The sequence below is a fragment of the Aeromonas sp. 25-248 genome (genome assembly GCF_053005425.1).
The window spans coordinates 1-21,352 of the sequence record NZ_JBRKTB010000018.1; the positions used below are offsets into that span (position 1 = coordinate 1).

19 protein-coding genes and 1 pseudogene are annotated in these 21,352 nt (G+C 61.9%); 12 read left to right on the top strand and 8 right to left on the bottom strand.

Annotated features, from left to right (window positions below; translation table 11 throughout):
- Positions 1-277 precede the first annotated feature (277 nt).
- From hemG to pepQ, 4 genes are read right to left on the bottom strand one after another with little or no spacing between them, the layout of a single operon-like run.
- On the bottom strand, positions 278-802 hold the full coding sequence (gene hemG, locus ACVDHI_RS18665) for a menaquinone-dependent protoporphyrinogen IX dehydrogenase (RefSeq protein ID WP_029313439.1): 525 nt from the start codon (positions 800-802) through the stop codon (positions 278-280).
- A gap of 7 nt (positions 803-809) precedes the next feature.
- Entirely contained in the window at positions 810-2,267 is a 1,458-nt protein-coding gene (locus tag ACVDHI_RS18670; protein WP_010672419.1) for a TrkH family potassium uptake protein, read from the bottom strand.
- Positions 2,268-2,303: 36 nt separating this feature from the next.
- Positions 2,304-2,921, bottom strand: coding sequence for a YigZ family protein (locus ACVDHI_RS18675; protein WP_010672418.1), 618 nt, complete (start codon positions 2,919-2,921; stop codon positions 2,304-2,306).
- The gene (pepQ, locus tag ACVDHI_RS18680; protein WP_447212395.1) at positions 2,921-4,243 is read right to left on the bottom strand and encodes a Xaa-Pro dipeptidase; all 1,323 of its coding nucleotides are present in this window, start codon (positions 4,241-4,243) and stop codon (positions 2,921-2,923) included. The genes ACVDHI_RS18675 and pepQ overlap by 1 nt, the downstream gene beginning before the upstream one ends.
- Before the next feature lie 196 nt (positions 4,244-4,439).
- Between pepQ and ACVDHI_RS18685 the strand changes: the two genes are divergently transcribed.
- The 6 genes from ACVDHI_RS18685 to ACVDHI_RS18710 all read left to right on the top strand — a co-directional run bounded on the left by ACVDHI_RS18685 (position 4,440) and on the right by ACVDHI_RS18710 (position 13,803).
- Positions 4,440-6,377, top strand: coding sequence for an acetoacetate--CoA ligase (locus ACVDHI_RS18685; protein ID WP_447212396.1), 1,938 nt, complete (start codon positions 4,440-4,442; stop codon positions 6,375-6,377).
- A gap of 204 nt (positions 6,378-6,581) precedes the next feature.
- Positions 6,582-8,729, top strand: a complete 2,148-nt coding sequence (gene fadB / locus ACVDHI_RS18690) for a fatty acid oxidation complex subunit alpha FadB (RefSeq protein ID WP_447212397.1) — start codon at positions 6,582-6,584, stop codon at positions 8,727-8,729.
- A gap of 21 nt (positions 8,730-8,750) precedes the next feature.
- Positions 8,751-9,914 carry an acetyl-CoA C-acyltransferase FadA gene (gene fadA, locus ACVDHI_RS18695; RefSeq protein ID WP_042881333.1) on the top strand — a complete coding sequence of 388 codons (1,164 nt, stop codon included), beginning with the start codon at positions 8,751-8,753 and terminating at the stop codon, positions 9,912-9,914.
- A 347-nt stretch (positions 9,915-10,261) separates the two neighbouring features.
- Positions 10,262-10,984: a response regulator gene (locus tag ACVDHI_RS18700; RefSeq protein WP_010672413.1), complete on the top strand. Its 723-nt coding sequence runs from the start codon at positions 10,262-10,264 to the stop codon at positions 10,982-10,984.
- A 113-nt stretch (positions 10,985-11,097) separates the two neighbouring features.
- On the top strand, positions 11,098-12,543 hold the full coding sequence (locus ACVDHI_RS18705; RefSeq protein ID WP_010672412.1) for an ATP-binding protein: 1,446 nt from the start codon (positions 11,098-11,100) through the stop codon (positions 12,541-12,543).
- A 3-nt stretch (positions 12,544-12,546) separates the two neighbouring features.
- Complete coding sequence (locus ACVDHI_RS18710; protein WP_039041362.1) at positions 12,547-13,803, top strand: ABC transporter substrate-binding protein; 1,257 nt, start codon at positions 12,547-12,549, stop codon at positions 13,801-13,803.
- A 44-nt stretch (positions 13,804-13,847) separates the two neighbouring features.
- On the opposite strand, the gene ACVDHI_RS18715 is transcribed toward ACVDHI_RS18710, so the two are convergent.
- On the bottom strand, positions 13,848-14,039 hold the full coding sequence (locus ACVDHI_RS18715; RefSeq protein ID WP_010672410.1) for a hypothetical protein: 192 nt from the start codon (positions 14,037-14,039) through the stop codon (positions 13,848-13,850).
- Positions 14,040-14,320: 281 nt separating this feature from the next.
- On the opposite strand from ACVDHI_RS18715, the gene tusA reads away from it, so the two are divergent.
- The 3 genes and pseudogenes from tusA to ACVDHI_RS18730 all read left to right on the top strand — a co-directional run.
- The gene (gene tusA, locus ACVDHI_RS18720; protein ID WP_041214136.1) at positions 14,321-14,566 is read left to right on the top strand and encodes a sulfurtransferase TusA; all 246 of its coding nucleotides are present in this window, start codon (positions 14,321-14,323) and stop codon (positions 14,564-14,566) included.
- Between the two features lie 18 nt (positions 14,567-14,584).
- Complete coding sequence (locus tag ACVDHI_RS18725; RefSeq protein WP_447212398.1) at positions 14,585-14,932, top strand: RidA family protein; 348 nt, start codon at positions 14,585-14,587, stop codon at positions 14,930-14,932.
- Positions 14,933-15,078: 146 nt separating this feature from the next.
- A pseudogene (locus ACVDHI_RS18730) lies at positions 15,079-15,168 on the top strand (endoribonuclease L-PSP); the annotation flags it as partial.
- Between the two features lie 256 nt (positions 15,169-15,424).
- On the opposite strand, the gene ACVDHI_RS18735 reads toward ACVDHI_RS18730, so the two are convergent.
- Both ACVDHI_RS18735 and ACVDHI_RS18740 read right to left on the bottom strand, forming a co-directional pair.
- The gene (locus tag ACVDHI_RS18735) at positions 15,425-16,081 is read right to left on the bottom strand and encodes an OmpA family lipoprotein (RefSeq protein WP_010672405.1); all 657 of its coding nucleotides are present in this window, start codon (positions 16,079-16,081) and stop codon (positions 15,425-15,427) included.
- Positions 16,082-16,244: 163 nt separating this feature from the next.
- Entirely contained in the window at positions 16,245-16,487 is a 243-nt protein-coding gene (locus tag ACVDHI_RS18740; protein WP_039041018.1) for a hypothetical protein, read from the bottom strand.
- A 424-nt stretch (positions 16,488-16,911) separates the two neighbouring features.
- Between ACVDHI_RS18740 and ACVDHI_RS18745 the strand changes: the two genes are divergently transcribed.
- Complete coding sequence (locus ACVDHI_RS18745; protein WP_128344751.1) at positions 16,912-17,472, top strand: cysteine hydrolase family protein; 561 nt, start codon at positions 16,912-16,914, stop codon at positions 17,470-17,472.
- A 55-nt stretch (positions 17,473-17,527) separates the two neighbouring features.
- Here the strand turns inward: ACVDHI_RS18745 and ACVDHI_RS18750 are convergent, their stop codons facing one another.
- Positions 17,528-18,106, bottom strand: a complete 579-nt coding sequence (locus ACVDHI_RS18750) for a DNA-3-methyladenine glycosylase I (protein ID WP_447212399.1) — start codon at positions 18,104-18,106, stop codon at positions 17,528-17,530.
- A 187-nt stretch (positions 18,107-18,293) separates the two neighbouring features.
- Here ACVDHI_RS18750 and glyQ point away from each other — a divergent pair, with 187 nt between their 5' ends.
- Both glyQ and glyS read left to right on the top strand, forming a co-directional pair.
- The gene (gene glyQ, locus ACVDHI_RS18755) at positions 18,294-19,217 is read left to right on the top strand and encodes a glycine--tRNA ligase subunit alpha (protein WP_041212022.1); all 924 of its coding nucleotides are present in this window, start codon (positions 18,294-18,296) and stop codon (positions 19,215-19,217) included.
- A 9-nt stretch (positions 19,218-19,226) separates the two neighbouring features.
- Entirely contained in the window at positions 19,227-21,296 is a 2,070-nt protein-coding gene (gene glyS / locus ACVDHI_RS18760) for a glycine--tRNA ligase subunit beta (protein ID WP_447212400.1), read from the top strand.
- The last annotated feature ends 56 nt before the right edge of the window (positions 21,297-21,352 follow it).

Consider the following 21,352-nt stretch of genomic DNA (forward strand, 5'->3'; position numbering starts at 1 on the left):
CTTATCGCGTTGAGGAGGCGCATCTTACGCTCCTCACTTCGAAAGTCAAGCGGTTGTTTTCGCTTTTCTTTCGGCGCTGGCTTCACGAGGAAGCTAGCTCATCAGTTCGGCGTGGTCCGCCGTGCTGGTAGGGGCGCATTATAGGGAGCCGCGCCGGGATGACAAGGGCTATTTTGCGAAAAATAGTCCTTTTTACCGTTTTGTGGCTCGAACGCCTACTTATCAAACAAAAAGCCCTGCTTACGCAGGGCTCTGGCCGCTTTGAATGACGTCGCTGTTACTTTTTTGACCAAAACTCACGGGCAAAGCCGCGCACCTTGTCCCAGTCGGTGAATTCCAGATCCTTGCTGGTATCCGTGCTGCCCCCGGTGATCTTCATGATCAACTGAATGATGCGGGTCTGCCACCAGTTGTAACGGGAGTACTGCAATGCCCCGGCAAACACCCCCAGAGTTTTGGGCTTCCAGGGAGAGAGGCGCAGAAACTTCTTCATGTAGGCGTTGGTCTGCGGCGTCTGCTTCTCGGGCTTGCGTGCCGTCAGGTTCACGCAGAAGAACGCCGCATTGGCTACTTCCAACTGTTCATGATGTGCGTGTATGAAGCTGAGCAGGCTGGGGTGGAAGTTACCATAGCGAATGGAAGCGCCAATCAACACCTTGGCATACTTGCTGAGGTTGCACATGGGCAGGGTGTGCAGGTCGTGCATCACCACTTCGCATCCTGATATTTCCTCCAGCATGACATCCACGATTTTCCGCGTTTGCCCGTCCCGGGAAGAATAAAGCACCAAAATCTTGTCCATACCAACCTCAACTACGCCAGAATGCAGGAGTAAACAGTACCAGAAGTGTGAAGATTTCCAATCGACCAAACAACATGGCCACGATCAATATCCACTGTGCAGTGGCCGAGATATTGCCGAAGTTGGCCGACACCTCCCCCAGACCCGGCCCCACGTTGGTGAATGCCGCAGCCACGGCGGAGAAGGCCGTCACTTCGTTCAGCCCCGTCATCAGCAGCAACAGCATGAAGATGAAGAACAGGATGATGTAGGTGGCAAAGTAGCCCCAGACCGCTTCCACGATCCGTTCCGGTACGGCACGGCGTCCCAGCTTCAAGGTGTAGATGGCCCGCGGATGCACCAACCGTTTGAGTTCACGCATCCCCTGCAGGAACAGGATCATGAAACGCATCACCTTGATGCCCCCCCCGGTACTGCCGGCACAACAGCCGATGAAGGCAGAGAACATCAACAGCATGGGCAGGAAGGAGGGCCAATCCGCATAGCTGGTGGTGCTGTACCCCGTGGTCGTGCCCAGCGACACCGCCTGGAACAGACCATGGTTGAGCGCCTCCTGCCAGGTGGCGTAATGACCGTGGAACAGCAGAGAGACGAAGCAGATCAGCACCAGCACGCACTGGATGCTCAGAAACACCTTGAGCTCGGAGTCACGCAGATAGCTGCTCACGCGCACCGGCTTATGGGCAAACACCATAAAGTGAAGCGCGAAGTTGACGCTCGCCAGCAACAGGAACACCACTGTGATCAGGTTGATGGCCGGGCTGTCGAAGAAACCGATGCTGGCGTCGTGGGTCGAGAACCCCCCAACCGACAAGGTGGAGAAGGAGTGGCAGATGGCATCGAACAACGTCATCCCCGCCATCCAGTACGCGAGAGCGCAGAGGGAAGTCAGCAACAGATAGATGAACCAGAGCGCCTTGGCCGTCTCGGCGATGCGCGGGGTCACCTTGTTGTCCTTGACGGGCCCCGGGATCTCGGCGCGATAGAGCTGCATGCCCCCGATACCCAGCAGTGGCAGCACGGCCACCGCCAGCACGATGATCCCCATGCCACCGAGCCATTGCAGCAGCTGGCGGTAGAAGAGAAACGCCTTGGGCAGATTGTCCAGCCCGGTCAGCACCGTTGCGCCCGTGGTAGTCAGGCCGGAAAACGACTCGAAAAATGCCTCCGAGACCGACATGTTCGGCACGTCGCTGATGATAAAGGGGACGGCACCCACGCTCCCCAGCACCACCCAGAACAGCACCACGATGAGGAAGCCTTCCTTGGACCTGAGTTCCTTTTTCTGGTGGCGGTTGGGGAACCAGAGCAGGAGGCCGAGCAGGAGGGCTATGACGAAGGAGTTGACGAACTCGGTACCACCGCCATCACGATACCCAAAAGCGACCATCGCGGGCAGCAGCATGGTCGAGCTGAACAGGGCAACCAGCAGACCGACGATACGAATGATGCTCAGAATCTGCATTCCGGCTCCCTCTTCAGACTAAAAGAGCGATGGATTCTAGCCATCTAAGGGACGAAGGGATACCCGACCCTGGGTCCGGTCGGTCAATTCCTGTGCGATACGGGCCCAGAGCGCAGACTCCCACGCTACCTGAAGGGTGACGCTGGCACCATAATCGGCCACCAGCAACTGCCCTTGATGGGCAGAGATGAGGGACTCCACGGCCCCCATGTCGGTGTAGTCACACTGGATCACGGAAGAGGTCAGCTGACGCTTGATACAGGTTTCAAGTTGCTTGAGTGCTGCCCCCACACCACCGCCATAGGCCTTGACCAGGCCACCGGTCCCCAGCAGCACTCCACCGTAATAGCGCACCACCACGGCGGCGACTTCACCCAGACCGGCCCCCATCAACTGGGCCAGCATGGGTTTGCCCGCTGTGCCCGAGGGTTCGCCATCATCACTGAAACCATAAACCTGGCTGTCTTGGGGGGCGCCGGCGACAAAAGCCCAGCAGTGATGCCGGGCTCCCGGGTGTTGCTGTTTGATCTCGTCTATCCAGGCCTTGGCGGCCTCGACGGTCGGAGTGTGGGCGATGTAGGTAATGAAGCGGCTCTTCTTGATCTCTTCGCTCACCTCCAGCGGGGCTGCAGGTATGGGGTAATCCGTCGCCATCAGAGCCCTGCTTGTCTGGTCAGGTTCTCCACCCCGTTGGCATGCAGCACCACGTTGTCCTCGATGCGAATGCCACCATAGGGGCGCAGCGCCTCCACCTTGTTCCAGTTGATCCGCTTGCCCTGCTCACCCTGGCGCAGCGGCTCCAGCAGGCTCTCGATGAAGTAGAGACCCGGCTCGATGGTGAACACCTGGCCCACTTCCATCACCCGGGTGCAGCGCAGATAGGGGAACTGCTCGGGGGCCGCCAGGTGGGTGCCGCGCTCATCCTGCATGAAGCCGCCGGCATCGTGTACCTGCAGGCCGAGGAAGTGACCGAGACCGTGGGGGAAGAAGACATTGGTCACCCCGGTGTGGATCATCTCGTCCACCGACATGTCTACCAGTTCGGTGGCTTGCAGCAGGCGCGCCAGCCTGTGGTGCATCTGCAGGTGCAACTCGCTGTAGCGGCGGCCCGGCTTGATCTCGTCGATGATCTCCTGTTGCTGTGCATCCAGCGCAGCAATCAGATCGGCGAACTCACCGCGGCGCCAGGCCCAGGTTCGGGTAATGTCGGAGGCATAACCGTGCACGTCCACACCGGCATCGATGAGGAAGGAGTAACGCTCCGCATCCGGCACCCGCTGGGTGGAGAGATGGGTGTAGTGCAGGATGGCCGCATTGCGGTTGATGGCAACAATGTTGCCGTAGGGCGCCTCATTGGCCCCCTGTCCGACCGCCTTCATGTAGGCCAGGTTGATCTCGAACTCGCTCGCCCCCGCCATGAAGGAGTCCTTGGCCGCGATGTGGCCGCGTACGCCGATGCGGTTGGCATCGCGAAGACATTCCAGCTCATAGGGCGTCTTGTAGGCACGGTGGTAGTGCAGGTAGTTGAGGACCGCCTCCGGATTGGGCTGGCCCAGTCCCAGCAGCTCGGCCACTTCCAGATGGCCGCCCAGATAGGCCCACTCCTGCTTGTTGGCCGGCAGGTGATCGGCAACCTGCTCCGGGCGAGTCAGGAAGCGAATGTCGAAGAAGTCGACCCAGAAGGCGTTGGGCAACTCCGCCACCTTGTGCCAGAAGTCCACCGGCCGGTAGAACAGCAGCACCGGCTTGCTCACGCCATCCACCAGCAACCAGCAGTGAGGGTTGTCCAGCACCGGCAGCCAGGCCTTGAACTGGGGATTCACCTTGAAGGGATAATCCTGGTCATCGAGGAAGATACGATGAGTCTGGCCGGAGTGGATAGCGAGACCGCCAAGACCCTGTTGTTGCAGGATGTCGCGGGTACGCTGCTGAAGGGTGTCGAGATGCTGGGCAAAAAGTTGGCTGTAACTGCTCATGGCGTCCTGCTCCGGGCGAATGTGACTTCAGCATAACATCAAGCGAATCAAGGCTCGAGCCACCCGGCTTTCGCTTCGTGAGGTAACGCATAGGTTACAGGCTTTTTGTTATGAAGATAAAACAGACAATTAACAAACAAAGAACAATTCAATACACTGCCCACAGACAGTAGATATCAGCCGTCAGGAACGACTCATGCAAAACCTTTGTCTGTGGACACCGGATCAGGACAGGATGCAGCACTCCAACCTCCACCAGTTCATGGCCGAGGTCAATCACTTCCATGGCCTGCAACTGCGCAGCTATGCCGACCTGTATCAATGGTCGGTGGAGAAGACCACCCGCTTCTGGCCCCTGGTGTGGCAGCACTGCGGCGTCAAGGGCGAGCTTGGCAACATTGTGGCGGAGAACCGCCAGGATATGCAGCGCGCCCGCTGGTTCCCCGACAGCCAGCTCAACTTCGCCGAGAACCTGCTGCGCCGTCAGGATGAGAGCCCGGCCATCATCTCCCGCATCGAAGGGGGTCCAAGCCGGACCCTGAGCTGGCATCAGCTGGCAGATCAGGTCGCCCGCCTGGCCCAGTGGCTTCGCAGCCAGGGCATAGGCCGGGGTGATGTGGTCGCAGCCTACCTGCCCAATATCCCGGAAACCGTGGTGGCCATGCTGGCAACCACCAGCCTCGGCGCGATCTGGACCTCCACCAGTCCCGATTTTGGCGAGGCCAGCGTGGTGGAGCGCTTCGGCCAAACCCGTCCCAGGGTGCTGTTCGCGGTGGATGGCTACCGCTACGGCGGCAAGGCCATCGACATTCAGGACAAGGTGGCCAGCGTCGTCGGTCAGCTCGACAGCCTAGAGCAGACGGTAATGATCCCCCTGCTCGGCAACCCGCTGCAGCTTGGTCACAACTGGCAGCAATTGCTGGCAAGCCAGCATGATGCCCAACTCGCCTTCGAGACCATGGCCTTCAACGATCCGCTCTACATCCTCTACTCCTCCGGCACCACCGGCAAACCCAAGTGCATCGTGCACGGCATTGGCGGCACCCTGCTGCAACACCTGAAAGAGCACCAGTTGCACTGCGACATCAAGCCGGGGGAGCGCATCTTCTACTTCACCACCTGTGGCTGGATGATGTGGAACTGGCTGGTGAGCGCCCTCGCCTCCGGCGCCACCCTGGTGCTCTACGATGGTTCCCCCTTCTACCCGGATGGCAACGTGCTGTGGGATCTGGCACGGGACGAAGAGGTCGCCCTGTTCGGCGCCTCGGCCAAGTATCTCGATGCGCTGCACAAGCAGGGTTATGCCCCCATCAATACCCACGACCTGCCTGCCTTGCGCCTCATCTGCAGCACCGGATCCGTGCTGTCGCCGGAGGGGTTTGACTACGTTTACCAGCAGATAAAGCAGAATGTGCAGCTCAGCTCCATCTCTGGCGGCACCGACATCTGCTCCTGCTTCGTCATCGGCAACCCCTTGAGCCCCGTCTATCGCGGCGAGAGCCAGGGGCGCGGCCTCGGTCTCGCGGTGCAGGTATTCAACGAGGCGGGCCAGCCGGTGCTGGGTGAGAAGGGCGAGCTGGTCTGTACCAAGCCGTTCCCGGCCCAGCCCATTTACTTCTGGGGTGACGAAAATGGCGACAAGTACCACGCCGCCTACTTCGAGCGGTTCGACAACATCTGGTGCCACGGGGACTGGATCGAGCTGACCCCGACTGGCGGCATCCTGTTCTACGGCCGCTCCGACGCGACCCTCAACCCGGGCGGCGTGCGCATCGGCACCAGCGAGATCTACCGCTATGTGGAACAACTCGACGAGGTGGAAGAGAGCATCGTCATCGGCCAGCAATGGAAACAGGACGAGCGGGTGGTGCTGTTCGTCAAGCTCAAGGCGGGTTGCAAGCTGGACGACGGACTGCGTGAGCGGATTTGCCAGCAGATCAAGCGGCACTGCACCGCCCGTCATGTGCCCGCCCGCATCCTGCAGGTGGATGCCATCCCCCGCACCAAGTCCGGCAAGATAGTAGAGCTGGCGGTGCGGGAAGTGGTGCACAACCGCCCCGTCAACAACACCCACGCCCTCGCCGATCCCGAGGTCCTGAACCAGTATCGCAACCGGCCGGAACTGGCTAGCTGATACCACGCTCATCTCCATCGGAGGCGCCGCAAGGCGCCTCTTTTTTGCCCGTTTTGTGATGAAGAGCTTTTACTCGACAACTGTTAAACAAATGTTTTAAATAGGTGTTGAAAATGTCTCCTTTTGGATCAATAGTGAGCCTCGCCCCCTGCTGGGGATAAAGGAGCACCATTCCCCACAGAGTGGGAACAAGGAGACACTCTCATGATCTACCAAGGCGAAACCCTGACGGTCAGCTACCTCGAAGACGGCATTGCCGAGCTGAGGTTCGATGCCCCGGGTTCAGTCAACAAGCTGGATCGCGCTACCCTGCTCTCCCTGAGCGAAGCGATCGCCGCATTACAGCAACAAGCCGATTTGAAGGGTCTGATCCTCACCTCCGGCAAAGACGCTTTCATCGTCGGCGCCGACATCACCGAATTCCTGGAACTGTTCGATCTGCCGCAAGAAGACCTGCTCGGCTGGCTGAAAAAGGCCAACGACATCTTCAACGCCATCGAAGATCTGCCGGTGCCGACCCTCTCCGCCATCAAAGGTCACGCCCTGGGTGGCGGCTGCGAGACGATACTCTCCACCGATTTCCGCCTGGCTGATACCAGCGCCAAAATCGGCCTGCCCGAGACCAAACTCGGCATCATGCCGGGCTTTGGCGGCACCGTCCGTCTGCCGCGGGTGATCGGGGCCGACAACGCGCTGGAGTGGATCACCACCGGCAAGGATTACCGTGCCGATGACGCCCTCAAGGTGGGTGCCATCGATGCCGTTGTCGCCCCGGACGCGCTGCACAGCGCCGCCGTGCAGATGATCAAGGACGCGATCAAGGGCAAGCTGGACTGGCAGGGCCGCCGTGCCGCCAAGAAAGCGCCGCTGCGCCTCTCCAAACTGGAAGCCATGATGAGCTTCACCACCGCCTCCGGCATGGTTGCCGCCGTGGCGGGCAAACACTATCCGGCCCCCATGGCCGCCGTGAAGACGGTGGAGGCCGCCGCTGGCATGGGCCGTGACGAAGCGCTGGCCGCCGAGGCCGCCACCTTCATCAAATTGGCGAAAACCGACGTGGCCAAGGCTCTGGTCGGTATCTTCCTCAACGATCAGCACATCAAGACGCTGGCCAAGAAGGCCGCCAAGCAGGCAAACAAGGCCACCGGCCATGCCGCCGTGCTGGGTGCCGGCATCATGGGGGGTGGCATCGCCTACCAGTCTGCCATCAAAGGCATCCCGGCGGTGATGAAGGACATCAACGAGAAAGCGCTGGCACTTGGCATGAATGAGGCCACCAAGCTGCTCAACGGCCAGCTCGAGCGCGGTCGCATCGACGGCATCAAGATGGGCCAGGTGCTCTCCGCCATCACGCCGACCCTGAGCTATGACAGCGTCAAGCATGCGGACGTAGTAGTCGAAGCCGTGGTCGAGAACCCGAAAGTGAAGGCCGCCGTGCTGAGTGAAGTGGAAGGGATCATCGGCGAAGACGCCGTGCTCGCCAGCAACACCTCCACCATCCCCATCTCCCTGCTGGCCAAGGGACTGAAGCGCCCCGAGAATTTCTGCGGCATGCACTTCTTCAACCCGGTGCACCGCATGCCACTGGTGGAGATCATCCGCGGCGAGCAAACTTCCGATGAAACCATCAACCGCGTGGTGGCCTACGCCGCCGCCATGGGCAAGTCCCCGGTGGTGGTCAACGACTGCCCCGGCTTCTTCGTCAACCGCGTGCTGTTCCCTTACTTCTTCGGCTTCAACAAGCTGGTCGCCGATGGCGCCGACTTCGCCGCCGTCGACAAGGTGATGGAGAAGGAGTTCGGCTGGCCCATGGGCCCTGCCTACCTGCTGGATGTGGTCGGCATCGACACCGGGCACCACGCCGGTGACGTGATGGCGCAAGGCTTCCCGGCGCGCATGAGCAAGGAAGGTCGTACCGCCATCGACGTAATGTATGACGCCAGCCGCTTCGGTCAGAAGAACGGCAAGGGCTTCTACGCCTACGAGCAGGACAAGAAGGGCAAGCCGAAGAAGGTGGCCGACGCAGCCAGCTACGAGCTGCTGGCCCCCATCGCCAAGCCGAAGCAGGATTTCGACAAGGAGGCCATCATCGCCCGCATGATGATCCCGATGATCAACGAGGTGGTGCTCTGCCTGGAAGAGGGCATAGTCGCCACGCCAGCCGAAGCCGACATCGCACTGGTCTACGGTCTGGGCTTCCCTCCCTTCCGCGGCGGCGTGTTCCGCTATCTGGACACTATCGGTCTGGATCGCTACGTGGCCATGGCCGACCAGTATGCCGACTTGGGCCCGCTCTACCGCGTCAGCGACAAGCTGCGCGAGATGGCTGCCCAGGGCAAAACCTTCTACTGATTGCGGAAAGGAGATCCATTCATGAAAGACGTAGTCATTGTCGACTGTATCCGGACCCCCATGGGCCGGTCCAAGGGCGGCGCCTTCCGCAACGTGCGTGCAGAAGACTTGTCCGCGCACCTGATGAAATCCATCCTGCTGCGCAACCCCAACCTCGACCCGAACGAGATCGAGGATATCTACTGGGGCTGCGTGCAGCAGACCCTGGAGCAGGGCTTCAACATTGCCCGCAACGCCGCACTGCTGGCCGGCATTCCCAAGCAGGTGGGGGCGGTCACCGTCAACCGCCTGTGCGGCTCAAGCATGCAGGCGCTGCACGATGCCTCCCGTGCCATTCAGGTAGGTGATGGGGATATCTTCATCATCGGCGGCGTCGAGCACATGGGTCACGTGCCGATGAGCCACGGGGTGGACTTCCACCCCGGCATGGCCAAGTCGGTGGCGAAAGCCTCCGGCATGATGGGGCTGACCGCCGAGATGCTCGGCAAGCTGCACGGCATCAGTCGTCAGCAGCAGGACGAGTTTGCCGCCCGCTCCCACCGCCGTGCCCACGCCGCCACCGTGGAAGGGCGTTTTGCCAAGGAGATCGTCGGGCTGGAAGGCCATGACGCCAGCGGCGCCCGCTTCTTCTACGACTACGACGAAGTGATCCGCCCGGAGACCACGGTCGATACGCTGAGCCAGCTGCGCCCGGTGTTCGACCCGGTCAACGGCACCGTCACCGCCGGCACCTCCTCGGCCCTGTCCGATGGCGCCGCCGCCATGCTGGTGATGAGTGCGGATCGCGCCAAGGCCCTCGGCCTCACGCCCCGCGCCAGGGTGCGCGCCATGGCCATCGCCGGCTGTGACGCCGCCATCATGGGTTACGGCCCGGTGCCGGCCACCCAGAAAGCGCTCAAGCGGGCCGGGCTGACCATCGGCGACATCGACCTCTTCGAGCTGAACGAGGCGTTTGCCGCCCAGTCCCTGCCCTGCGTGAAGGATCTGGGTCTGCAGGATCTGGTGGACGAGAAGGTAAACCTGAACGGTGGCGCCATCGCCCTGGGTCACCCGCTCGGCTGCTCCGGTGCCCGCATCTCCACCACCCTGATCAACCTGATGGAAGAGAAGGACGCCACCCTGGGAGTCGCCACCATGTGCATCGGCCTGGGTCAGGGCATCGCCACCGTGTTCGAACGGGTGTAAGTGAATCACTCCTGACCGCTCACCGGTCAGGGACGCCGCCTCGGGGCGGCAACAACAGACAGAAGGCGGCCCTGCTTCCCGGCACAGCGGCCCCATCACGAATACCGGGTCGGCCTGCCGACCCTGCTGTCGAGTCTGTGGAACGCGCCACACGGGGTGCGCTCCTGCCGTCGGAATCTGCGTGTTGGCCGGCCCGTTTGGGTCGGCCTTTTTTATTCTTTTCCCGCGATCGGGGCCAATCCTGAGGCTATATTGCCCATAACTTCACATTAGAGGGGGGGCTTGCTTGCTTTTTGCTCCCCCGACAGGTTCAATCTGCACAAAAAAATGGGTGGATGCACATACATATGTCAACGAGCAAACAACTGCTTATCGTCGACGACGATCGGGAGATCCGCGAGCTGCTCAACGAGTACCTGACCCGGGCTGGTTTCGAGGTACTGACCGCGGCCGAAGGGAACGAGATGCGCCAACAACTGGCCCAGCACAGCCCGGACCTCATCATTCTGGACATCATGATGCCCGGCGACGACGGCTTTACCCTCTGCCAGCAGATACGCCGCGACTCCCAGGTACCCATCATCATGCTGACCGCCGCCTCCGACGAAGCGGATCGGGTGATCGGTCTGGAACTTGGCGCCGACGACTACATCGCCAAGCCGTTCAGCCCGCGCGAACTGCAGGCCCGCATCAAGGCGCTGCTGCGCCGCGCCGAATTCCGCCAGCCGGAGAAAGAGAAGGAACCGAGCCGTCGGCTGCGCTTCGCCGAGTGGACCCTGGACACCCTGAGCCACCAGCTGACCCACGAAGATGGCAGCCTGCTGGATCTCTCCGGCAGCGATGCCCTGCTGCTCGGCATGTTCCTGCAACAGCCCGGCGTGGTCCTGGACCGGGATACCATCTCGGACGCCACCCGCGGTCGCGAGAGCCTGCCCATGGAGCGCGGCATCGATGTGCAGATCAGCCGCCTGCGCCAGAAGCTGGGTGACAACGGCAAGAGCCCTCGCATCATCAAGACCATTCGCGGCAGCGGCTACATGCTGATCGCCGAAGTCCACGAGATCCCGTAGCAGACAGACGCTACGGCGAGACCTTGAACGGGCAGAAGAGAGACCCATCACGGGGCAATGGCAAGGCACAGAGGTAAGCACCCCATGCTGATCGACAAGAGACACACGCTGCCATGACGGGGCAGAAGTTCTGGCGGGCCCTGGTGCCCCGCTCCCTGCTGTCGCGGATGCTGCTGCTGTTGCTGCTCGCCATCCTGCTCTCCCAGACCATCCTCACCGGCATCTGGATGCAGCAGATCCAGAAGCGGGAGCTGGAGGGCATGCTCAGCACCACCCGCAACCTGGCGCTGTCGGCGGCTTCCACCGTCAACTTCTTCAAGTCCCTGCCCCTGCAATACCGCCACATCGCCCTGGATCAGCTGCGCAACATGGGGGGCAGCCGCTTCTTCGTCTCCCTGAACGAGGAAGAGATCCACATCAGCGCCATCCCCGACAGCGAGCGCAAGACGCTGGTGCTCAAAGAGGTGCAGGAGGTGCTCAGCCGCAAGCTCTCCGACGCCATGGCGATCAAGGTGGATTTCTCCCGCCCCGAGGAGCTGCACGTCTTCAACAACGACACCCTGCTGGCGGATCTCCCCTCCTCCTGGGCCCGCTACACTCTGTCCCTGGAGCCCATCAATCCGCCGGTGCTGGTGACCCAGATCGAGATAGAACCGGGGGAGTGGCTCTATCTGGCGGCCCTGCTGCCCGCCCCCTACATGACGCTGGATGACACCGTGATGCCAAGCAATCAGGTGCGTTTCATCGCCCTGATGACGGTCTTCCTCTGCTTCTTCACCTTCATGCTGGTGCGCTGGCAGACCCGCCCCCTGCGTCGCCTCGCCAAGGCGGCGGTCAACCTCGGCAAGGACATCGACCAGCCGTCCCTCAAGGAGGAGGGTGCCTCCGAAATCGTGGCGGCGACCCGCGCCTTCAACATCATGCAGCAGCGCATTCGCCGCTTCATCGACGATCGGGAGCGCCTCTTCAGCTCCATCTCCCACGACCTCAAGACCCCCATCACCCGGCTGCGACTGCGGGTCGAACTGCTGGACGACGAGGTGCAGATCGCTAAGTTCAACAAGGACCTGGACGAGCTGGAGCTGATGGTCAAAGGGGCGCTGCAGACGGTCAAAGAGACGGACATTCACGAGAACCTTGAGCAGATCGACGTCAACGCCCTGCTGGAGCAGATGGCGGAGGCCATGAACCTGCACGAGGATCTGCTCACCATCGAGGGGCACTGCAAGTGGCCCTATCGCGGCAAGCTGCTGGCCCTCAAGCGCTGCATCGGCAACCTGGTGGACAACGGCATCAAGTACGGCCAGAAGGTGCGCATCATCATCATGGATGACGAGGAGATGCTAATCCTCTTCATCATGGACGAGGGGCCCGGCCTGCCGGACGATCAGTTCGAGCGCATCTTCGAGCCCTACTACCGCCTCAGCACCGATGCCGCCGGCACCGGGCTGGGCCTTGGCATCGCCCGCAACATAGCCCACGCCCACGGCGGCGATCTGGTGCTGGAAAATCGCCCCCAGGGCGGCCTGCAGGCCACCCTCTCCCTACCAAGGCAGTAATGTATGAAGTGGTTGTCTTTTTCTGTCATCGCCCTGCTCTCCCTGCCCGTTTGTGCCTCCCAGGTGGAGGTATTGCACTGGTGGACCTCCGGCGGCGAGGCCAGGGCCGTGGAAGTGCTCAAGTCCGAGTGGGCCGAACAGGGCAACCAGTGGAACGACTTCGCGGTACAGGGGGGGGGCGGCAAGAGCGCCATGACGGTGCTCAAGAGCCGGGCCCTGGCGGCAAACCCGCCGGAGGCAGCCCACCTCAAGGGGTTCGAGCTGCACGAGTGGGGCAGCCTGGGCTTTCTGCGCGACCTCACCCCCATGGCCGAGCACCTCGGCTGGTACCCTCAGCTGCCCCCCATGGTGCGCGATACCCTCAGCCAGAACGGCGCCCTGATGGCGGTCCCCACCGGCATCCACCGGGTCAACTGGCTGTGGCTCAACCGCAAGGTATTCGAGCGACAGGGGCTCAAGCCCCCCACCGACTGGGCCCAGTTCGTGGCGGTGGCGGACAAGCTCAAGGAGCAGGGCATCACCCCCCTCGCCATCGGTAACGAACCCTGGCAGATCGCGGTGCTGTTCGAAACGGTGGCCCTCGGCGAAGGGGGCAAGACCTTCTATCGCAAGGCCTTCCTCGAACAGGACAGCGCCACCCTGACCGGCCCAGACATGGTGCGGGTGCTGACCCGCTTCCAGCAGTTGCGCGCTTATGTACCCGAGAAATACGCCGGCCTGAAGTGGCACCAGGCCACCAACCTGCTGGAGAGCGGCGGCGCCGCCATGCAGGTGATGGGGGACTGGGTGAAAGGGGAGCTGAGCGCCGGCAACTACCGCCCCGGCGAGGATATCGAGTGCCTGCCAAGCCCGGGCAGCCAGGGGCTGTTCAGCTACAACCTCGACTCCATCGCCATGTTCAAGCAGCGGGATCCCGCCCAGTTGCAGGCCCAGGGCGAGCTAGCCAGGCTGTTGATGACGCCGCGCTTTCAGGAGGAGTTCAACCGGGTGAAGGGCTCCATCCCGGCGCTCATCAAGCCGGACATGAGCAAGTTCGATCGTTGCGCCATCCGCTCCTATCAGGATTTCCTCCACGCCGAGCAACAGGACAACCTGCTGCCCAGCATGGCGGAGGGGATGGCGGTGCCCACCAACATGCGCCAGGGGATCATGGATGTGCTGAGCAGCTTCTTCAACGACGCCAGGGCCAACCCCGAGCAGACGGCGCAGCAGCTGGAGCGCGCCATGCGCTCGACCCGTTCCGGCGCGGAGCAGAAATGACAAAGGCGGACATCGTCCGCCTTTGAGTGCCGAGAGCCAGGCTCTCAGGAGGGATCGTTCTCGTCCTCATCCTCGTCGTAGTAGTCGCTGAGTTCGATCCAGAGCCCCAGTCCGATCATCACCATGGAGCCGAACCAGGTACCGGTATTACCTATCGGGCTGCCCAGCACTATCATGGCGAACGACAAGAACCCCATGCCTGCGTAGGCTTGCAATCTGCCGTAGGAGACCTGCATATTCACACCTCCTTGTTGAATATGGTTCAATTTTTATATTACTCATCGAGCGAAGCCTGGGTAGAGCCGGTTCACATTTTGGTAGCATATGCTGCATAACCGCCTCATGGTTTGATTATTTTTTCGCCGTGAGTATCATTACTGGCCGAATTGGTTGAAGATTGATTATTGATGAGTGCTTTATTCTGCGACGCAACGCACGAGTTGGACGCAATCGGGCTTCGTTGCCCCGAACCCGTGACGATAGCGCGCAAGAAGGTGCGGCTGAAGGTTGATTATTCATGAGTACTGAATTCTGCAATGCGACCCACGAGCTGGACGCAATCGGGCTTCGTTGCCCCGAACCCGTGATGATGGTTCGCAAGAAAGTGCGGCTGATGGCGGATGGGGAGACCCTGCTGGTCAGCGCCGACGACCCCTCCACCACCCGCGACATTCCCAGCTTCTGCCGCTTCATGGACCATACCCTGGTCGCCAGCGAGACTGAGCAGGCCCCTTACCGCTACCTGATCCGCAAGGGTCAATAACCCCGTACCGGAGCAAACATGACATCCATTACCCGTATCGGGACCACCCAGCGCTGGTCTGATGTGGTCATCCACAACGGCACCCTCTACGTGGTGGAAGTGCCCGCCACCGAGACCGCCGACATCCACCAGCAGACCCGTGAAGTGCTGGAAAGCCTGCAGCGTTTGCTGGAAGCCAACGGTTCCGACGTCGACAGGATCCTGATGGCCAACATCTATCTCAAGGACATTGAAGACATCGCCGCCTTCAACGCGCAGTGGGATGCCTGGATCCCGGCAGGCACCGCCCCCGTTCGCGCCTGCGTGCAGGCTCGTCTCGCCCACGAAGACTACAGGGTGGAAGTACAGCTCACTGCCGCTGTCTAAGCAAAGCGGGATGCCTGGCTCCCCTGATGCCGACACAGCCCCGGTCCGCGCCTGCGTGCAGGCCCGTCTCGCTCACGAAGGCTACAGGGTAGAAGTGCAGCTCACTGCCACTGTCTAAACAAAGCGGGATGCCTGGCTCCCCTGATGCCGACACCGCCCCCGTGCGCGCCTGCGTGCAGGCCCGTCTGGCCCACGAGAGCTACAGGGTGGAAGTACAGCTCACTGCCGCTGTCTAAACAAAGCGGGATGCCTGGCTCCCCTGATGCCGACACAGCCCCGGGCCGCGCCTGCGTGCAGGCCCGTCTCGCCCACGAAGGCTACAGGGTAGAAGCGCAGCTCACAGCCGCTGTCTAAGAGGCGGTTATCCCCTCATCCCCGACCCTTCTCCCGCAAGGGGAGAAGGGGGCAAGGAGCAAAGGGCACGCACCGGCGCCAATAGAAAGGCCCCGCCATCGCTGGCGGGGCCTTTTTCATGGCATCGAACCGGACCGCTTAGGCGGTCGGGGTCAGGGTGATGGTCACCCGACGGTTCTGGGCCTTGCCTTCGGCGGTGCTGTTGCTGGCCACCGGCTGGTCCGGGCCCACACCACTGATGGCGATGCGGCTGCCGGACACGCCCTGGCCGATCAGCTGGGCGGCGACGGCATCGGCGCGATCCCGGGAGAGCTTCATGTTCAGCTCGCGGGAGCCGGTGCTGTCGGTGTGGCCGACCACGTTCAGACGGGTCTTGTCGAACTCGGCAACCACCAGGGCCACGCCGGACAGGGTGTTGGCACCGGCGGCTTTCAGCTGGGCGCTGGAGCTGTCGAAGGTGACGTTGTTCGGCATGTTGAGGATCAGCTGATCACCGTTGCGGGTCACGCTGACGCCGGTGCCTTGCAGCTTCTCGCGCAGCTTGGCTTCCTGCACATCCATGTAGTAACCGATACCGCCACCCAGGGCCGCACCGGCGGCGACGCCAGTCAGGATGCCCTTCTTGCGGTCGCCCTTGCTGGAGGAGAGCGCCCCCACGGCTGCGCCGGTCGCCGCACCCGCCAACGCGCCCCAGGCGCCCTTGGAGGTCTGGGATTCACCGGTATAGGGGTTGGTGGTACAGCCAGTGATGGCGACGGTCAGGGCAAGTGCAGGAACCAGTTTCTTGAAATGCATGAAAAAACCTCTGAAAAGAACGACTCTAGCCGATGGCCGCGCATTCTAACCCAGAGAGGCGCCAGAGTGTGACGCGCCCATTGCGAAGATGGGCAGGGGGGCAACATGCCCCCCTGCCCCTAGCGACTTACCCGGTGCAGGCCCCTCTTCGGACGGGCCCGCATCAATATTTGATATCCCGGGCCTTGTCTCGCCCCTCCTGCTTGTTGTCACGATGCTCCTGGCGGCAGTCGGCATTGCCCACCACCCCCTCACGACACTCCTGTTTCGCGTCACGGGACTCCTGACGGGTATCCTGACGCACATCGCGGGCGTCACGGCGCTCCTGGGCCTGCTTGGTGGCCTGTGCAGGCAGGGCGGCCAGCAAGGCGGTGGCGGCAAGCAGCGCCAATACGGACTTCTTCATGATGGCTCCTTCGCCAGACAACCTGAACCGGTCCGGCGTCTTTCAATGATAGGGGAGGGGCAAGATCCCGGTAGCGCAGACTCGGCCCTCGGGGGCGTCGTTTGTGCAGCCTCGGACCTTCTTGCACAGGGCCGGCTTCCCCTCATGTTTGCCCTGACGAGCAACGTCATCCCCAGAGTGCAGCCGATCAGGCCGGGGAAGAGAGGGCGAACGGCGCTCAGTGACACGGGACTCCCTCGTGATGGCGCTCCCGATGGTGAACCCGTGTGACTGTATCCCGGCTGTACCAAGGGGCGAAAAGGCCCCTGGCCCGGCGTAACGGAACATGCTCCCGGAGTCTGGAGTGGTTGCCCCCCAGATGCGGGGTTGTCTCATTAGAGCCCATGGCCCCAGAGTGGGTGACATTTCTCACGGAGCCATGACCATGTCGTCCCTTTCCCGCCCCGCGCTGCTCATCATCGACATCCAGGTGGGCCTCCTTCACGGCCCGGAAGCCCCCCATGCCGGGGCCGAGACCCTGGCCAACATCAATCGCTTGGGCCAGGCGGCCCGCAGTGCCGCTCTCCCTGTGCTGGCGGTGCGCCACACGGGCCCGGCCGGCAGCCCCATCGCCGCCGGCAGTCCGTTCTGGCAGCTTGCGCCTGAGCTGGTCGTCGGCGAGGCCGATCGGGTGTTCGACAAGCAGCGCCCCAGCGCCTTCCATGGCACCGGTCTCGATGGCTGGCTGAAAGAGGACGGCGTGCAGACCCTGATCGTCACCGGCATGAAGACCCAGTACTGCATCGACACCACCTGCCGGGCGGCGGCAGATCTCGGCTACACCGTAGTGCTGGTGAGCGATGCCCACACCTGCATGGACACGCCGCAACTGACCGCCCCCCAGATCATCGCCCATCACAACGCCACCCTGGCCGGCCCCTTCGTGCGGCTGATGAGCAGCGACGAGGTGTGCGAGGCGCTCGACCGCACCCTTGAGCCCTGCTGATTCAGAGCAAAAAAAGAAGGGAGGCTTGAGCCTCCCTTCTTCGTGCATTTCCCCTTCACGTCGCCGCTGCTTGCTGGCACTCGGCGTGGCAAGGGCAGGTCACCAGATGATCGTTCACCATGCCCACCGCCTGCATGAAGGCGTAGCAGATGGTGCTGCCGACGAAGGTGAAGCCGCGCTTCTTGAGGGCCTTGGACATGGCATCCGACTCCGGCGAGGTCGCCGGAATGTCGCCGTTGCCCTGACGCTGGTTGACGATGGGGGCGCCGCCCACGAAGCCCCACAGATAATCGACGAAGTCGATGCCCTCCGCCTCCAGCGCCAGATAGGCGCGGGCGTTTTTGATGATCGATTGCACCTTGAGCCGGTTGCGGATGATGCCGCTGTCCTGCATCAGCCGTTCCACATCCTGCTCGTCGAACTGCATGATGCGCACCGGATCAAAATCCGCATAGGCGCGATGGTAGCTCTCGGTGCGCTTCAAGATGGTGATCCACGACAGCCCCGCCTGTTGGCCATCGAGGCAGAGCTTGGCAAACAGCTCGCGGGCGTCATACACCGGCCTGCCCCACTGCTTGTCATGGTATTCGATGTATTCCGGGTCTCTGGTCACCCAGGCGCAGCGCAGTTCCATTTCCTCTCCCCTGTTTTTCATCGGCCATCGGCAGGCCGCTTGCGTCGGCGACATCATAGGGCAAGCGGCAACATAGCCCCACTAATCCCCTGTAATTTCGCCTATTATCCGACCATGCCAGACGGTATACTCCCTCGGTTCACATTCAGCAAATCTTGCTCTGATTTCATTTCGCGCGAAAAACACTATGCAAAAATTCGATGTCAAAACCTTTCAGGGCCTGATCCTGCAGTTGCAGGACTATTGGTCCCGCCAGGGCTGTACCATCATTCAGCCGCTGGATATGGAAGTGGGTGCCGGTACCTCCCACCCCATGACCTGCCTGCGCGCCCTGGGCCCGGAGCCCATCGCCTGCGCCTACGTACAACCGTCCCGCCGTCCGACTGACGGCCGCTACGGTGAGAACCCGAACCGCCTGCAGCACTACTACCAGTTCCAGGTGATCATCAAGCCTTCCCCCGACAACATTCAGGAACTCTATCTGGGCTCCCTGAAAGAGCTGGGCATGGATCCCGAGATCCACGACATCCGCTTCGTGGAAGACAACTGGGAAAACCCGACGCTGGGTGCCTGGGGTCTGGGTTGGGAAGTCTGGCTGAACGGCATGGAAGTGACCCAGTTCACCTACTTCCAGCAAGTTGGCGGCCTCGAGTGCAAGCCGGTCACCGGCGAGATCACCTACGGTCTCGAGCGTCTGGCCATGTACATTCAGGGCGTGGACAGCGTCTACGATCTGGTCTGGTCTGACGGCCCCCTGGGCAAGACCACCTACGGCGACGTATTCCACCAGAACGAAGTGGAGCAATCCACCTACAACTTCGAACACGCCGACGTGGAGTTCCTGTTCCACTGCTTCGAGCAGTACGAGAAGGAAGCCCAGAACCTGCTGGCACTGGAAAAACCGCTGCCGCTGCCTGCCTACGAGCGCATCCTCAAAGCCGCTCACTCCTTCAACCTGCTGGATGCCCGCAAGGCCATCTCGGTCACCGAGCGTCAGCGCTACATCCTGCGCATTCGCACCCTGACCAAGGCCGTGGCAGAGGCATACTACGCCTCCCGCGAAGCGCTGGGTTTCCCCATGTGTCAGCGCACAGAGAACAAGCAAGGTTAAGGAACGGACATGGCACAACATACATTTCTGGTAGAGATCGGTACTGCTGAGCTGCCGCCCAAAGCCCTGCGCTCCCTGGCCGAAGCCTTTGCCGACAACTTCAAAGCCGAACTGACCAAGGCCGATCTGGCCTTCGGCGACGTCGAGTGGTTTGCTTCACCGCGCCGTCTGGCGCTGAAGGTAAGCGAGCTGGCTGGCGAACAGCCGAGCAAGAGCGTCGAGAAGCGCGGCCCGGCCGTGGCCCAGGCGTTTGATGCCGAAGGCAAGCCGACCAAGGCTGCCGAAGGCTGGGCCCGTGGCAACGGCATCACCGTTGAGCAGGCCGAGCGTCTGGTCACCGACAAGGGCGAGTGGCTGGTTCACACCGCCAAGGTTGAAGGTCGTCCGGCCAAAGAATTGCTGGGCGAGCTGGTTAGCCAAGCACTGGCCAAGCTGCCGATCCCGAAAATGATGCGCTGGGGCGACAAGACCATCCAGTTCGTGCGTCCGGTGTTCACCGTGACCCTGCTGCTGGATGGCGAGCTGGTTCCCGCTCACATTCTGGGTATCGACTCTGCCCGCACCATTCGCGGCCACCGCTTTATGGGCGAGAGCGAGTTCACCATCGACAACGCCAGCCAGTACCCGCAGATCCTGCAGGAGCGCGGCATGGTGATTGCCGACTTTATGGCGCGCAAGGCCAAGATCAAGGCTGACGTCGAAGCGGCCGCTGCCGCCTTCGGTGGCGTGGCCGATCTGGACGACGCCCTGCTGGAAGAAGTGACCGCACTGGTCGAGTGGCCTGTGGTGCTGACCGCCAACTTCGAAGAGAAGTTCCTGGCCGTTCCGGCTGAAGCGCTGGTGCACACCATGAAGGGTGACCAGAAGTACTTCCCGGTCTACGACAAGCACGGCAAGCTGCTGCCGAAGTTCATCTTCGTCACCAACATCGAGTCCAAAGACCCGAGCCAGATCATCAGCGGCAACGAGAAGGTGGTTCGTCCCCGTCTCTCTGACGCCGAGTTCTTCTTCAAGACTGACCTCAAGCAGACCCTGGCCTCCCGCCTGCCGCGCCTTGAAACCGTGCTGTTCCAGCAACAGCTGGGCACCGTCAAGGCCAAGGTCGAGCGCATCGAGACCGTCGCCGGCTTTATCGCCGAGCGTATCGGTGCCGACGTGGCTCAGGCCAAGCGTGCCGGTCTGCTCTCCAAGTGTGATCTCATGACCAACATGGTCGGCGAGTTCACCGACACCCAGGGTGTCATGGGGATGCACTACGCCCGTCACGATGGCGAAGACGAAGCAGTGGCCGTGGCCCTCAACGAGCAGTACATGCCGCGCTTTGCCGGTGATGCCCTGCCGTCCGGTCTGGTGGCCTGCGCCGTCGCGCTGGCAGACAAGTTCGACACCCTGGCCGGTATCTTCGGCATCGGCATGCTGCCCAAGGGTGACAAAGACCCGTTCGCCCTGCGTCGCGCCGCCATCGGTGCCCTGCGCATCATGACCGAGAAGCAGCTGGATCTGGATCTGGTTGAACTGGTTGAAGAAGCGGTACGCGTCTACGGCGACAAGCTGACCAACAAAACCGTCGTTACCGACGTGGTCGACTTTATGCTGGGCCGCTTCCGCGCCGCCTATCAGGACGAAGGCATCGGTGCCGACGTGGTGCTGGCCGTACTGGCCCGACGCCCGACCCGCCCGCTCGACTTCGATCGTCGCGTCAAGGCCGTCAGCCACTTCCGCACACTGGATGCAGCACTGGCACTGGCTGCCGCCAACAAGCGCGTAAGCAACATCCTGGCCAAGGTCGAAGGCGAACTGCCGACTGCCGTCAAACCGGAACTGCTGGTCGATGCCGCCGAGAAGGTGCTGGCCACCCAGGTTGCCGAACTGCAAGCCGAACTGGCCCCGCTGTTCGCCGCCGGTGACTATCAGGCTGCCCTTACCCGTCTGGCCGCCCTGCAGGGGCCCGTCGATACCTTCTTCAACGAAGTGATGGTGATGGCCGACGACGAGGCCCTCAAGGCCAACCGTCTGGCACTGCTGAACAACCTGCGCAACCTGTTCCTGCAAGTCGCGGATATCTCCCTGCTGCAGTAAAAGCGAAGTTTGGGATTGAGATCAAAAAAGGCGCCGATAGGCGCCTTTTTAATTGA

Bases quoted from the DNA above. Each gene is read 5' to 3' on its own strand.
- hemG (WP_029313439.1), bottom strand. From the start codon at position 802: ATGGACAAGATTTTGGTGCTTTATTCTTCCCGGGACGGGCAAACGCGG.
- ACVDHI_RS18670 (WP_010672419.1), bottom strand. From the start codon at position 2,267: ATGCAGATTCTGAGCATCATTCGTATCGTCGGTCTGCTGGTTGCCCTG.
- ACVDHI_RS18675 (WP_010672418.1), bottom strand. From the start codon at position 2,921: ATGGCGACGGATTACCCCATACCTGCAGCCCCGCTGGAGGTGAGCGAA.
- pepQ (WP_447212395.1), bottom strand. From the start codon at position 4,243: ATGAGCAGTTACAGCCAACTTTTTGCCCAGCATCTCGACACCCTTCAG.
- ACVDHI_RS18685 (WP_447212396.1), top strand. From the start codon at position 4,440: ATGCAAAACCTTTGTCTGTGGACACCGGATCAGGACAGGATGCAGCAC.
- fadB (WP_447212397.1), top strand. From the start codon at position 6,582: ATGATCTACCAAGGCGAAACCCTGACGGTCAGCTACCTCGAAGACGGC.
- fadA (WP_042881333.1), top strand. From the start codon at position 8,751: ATGAAAGACGTAGTCATTGTCGACTGTATCCGGACCCCCATGGGCCGG.
- ACVDHI_RS18700 (WP_010672413.1), top strand. From the start codon at position 10,262: ATGTCAACGAGCAAACAACTGCTTATCGTCGACGACGATCGGGAGATC.
- ACVDHI_RS18705 (WP_010672412.1), top strand. From the start codon at position 11,098: ATGACGGGGCAGAAGTTCTGGCGGGCCCTGGTGCCCCGCTCCCTGCTG.
- ACVDHI_RS18710 (WP_039041362.1), top strand. From the start codon at position 12,547: ATGAAGTGGTTGTCTTTTTCTGTCATCGCCCTGCTCTCCCTGCCCGTT.
- ACVDHI_RS18715 (WP_010672410.1), bottom strand. From the start codon at position 14,039: ATGCAGGTCTCCTACGGCAGATTGCAAGCCTACGCAGGCATGGGGTTC.
- tusA (WP_041214136.1), top strand. From the start codon at position 14,321: ATGAGTACTGAATTCTGCAATGCGACCCACGAGCTGGACGCAATCGGG.
- ACVDHI_RS18725 (WP_447212398.1), top strand. From the start codon at position 14,585: ATGACATCCATTACCCGTATCGGGACCACCCAGCGCTGGTCTGATGTG.
- ACVDHI_RS18735 (WP_010672405.1), bottom strand. From the start codon at position 16,081: ATGCATTTCAAGAAACTGGTTCCTGCACTTGCCCTGACCGTCGCCATC.
- ACVDHI_RS18740 (WP_039041018.1), bottom strand. From the start codon at position 16,487: ATGAAGAAGTCCGTATTGGCGCTGCTTGCCGCCACCGCCTTGCTGGCC.
- ACVDHI_RS18745 (WP_128344751.1), top strand. From the start codon at position 16,912: ATGTCGTCCCTTTCCCGCCCCGCGCTGCTCATCATCGACATCCAGGTG.
- ACVDHI_RS18750 (WP_447212399.1), bottom strand. From the start codon at position 18,106: ATGGAACTGCGCTGCGCCTGGGTGACCAGAGACCCGGAATACATCGAA.
- glyQ (WP_041212022.1), top strand. From the start codon at position 18,294: ATGCAAAAATTCGATGTCAAAACCTTTCAGGGCCTGATCCTGCAGTTG.
- glyS (WP_447212400.1), top strand. From the start codon at position 19,227: ATGGCACAACATACATTTCTGGTAGAGATCGGTACTGCTGAGCTGCCG.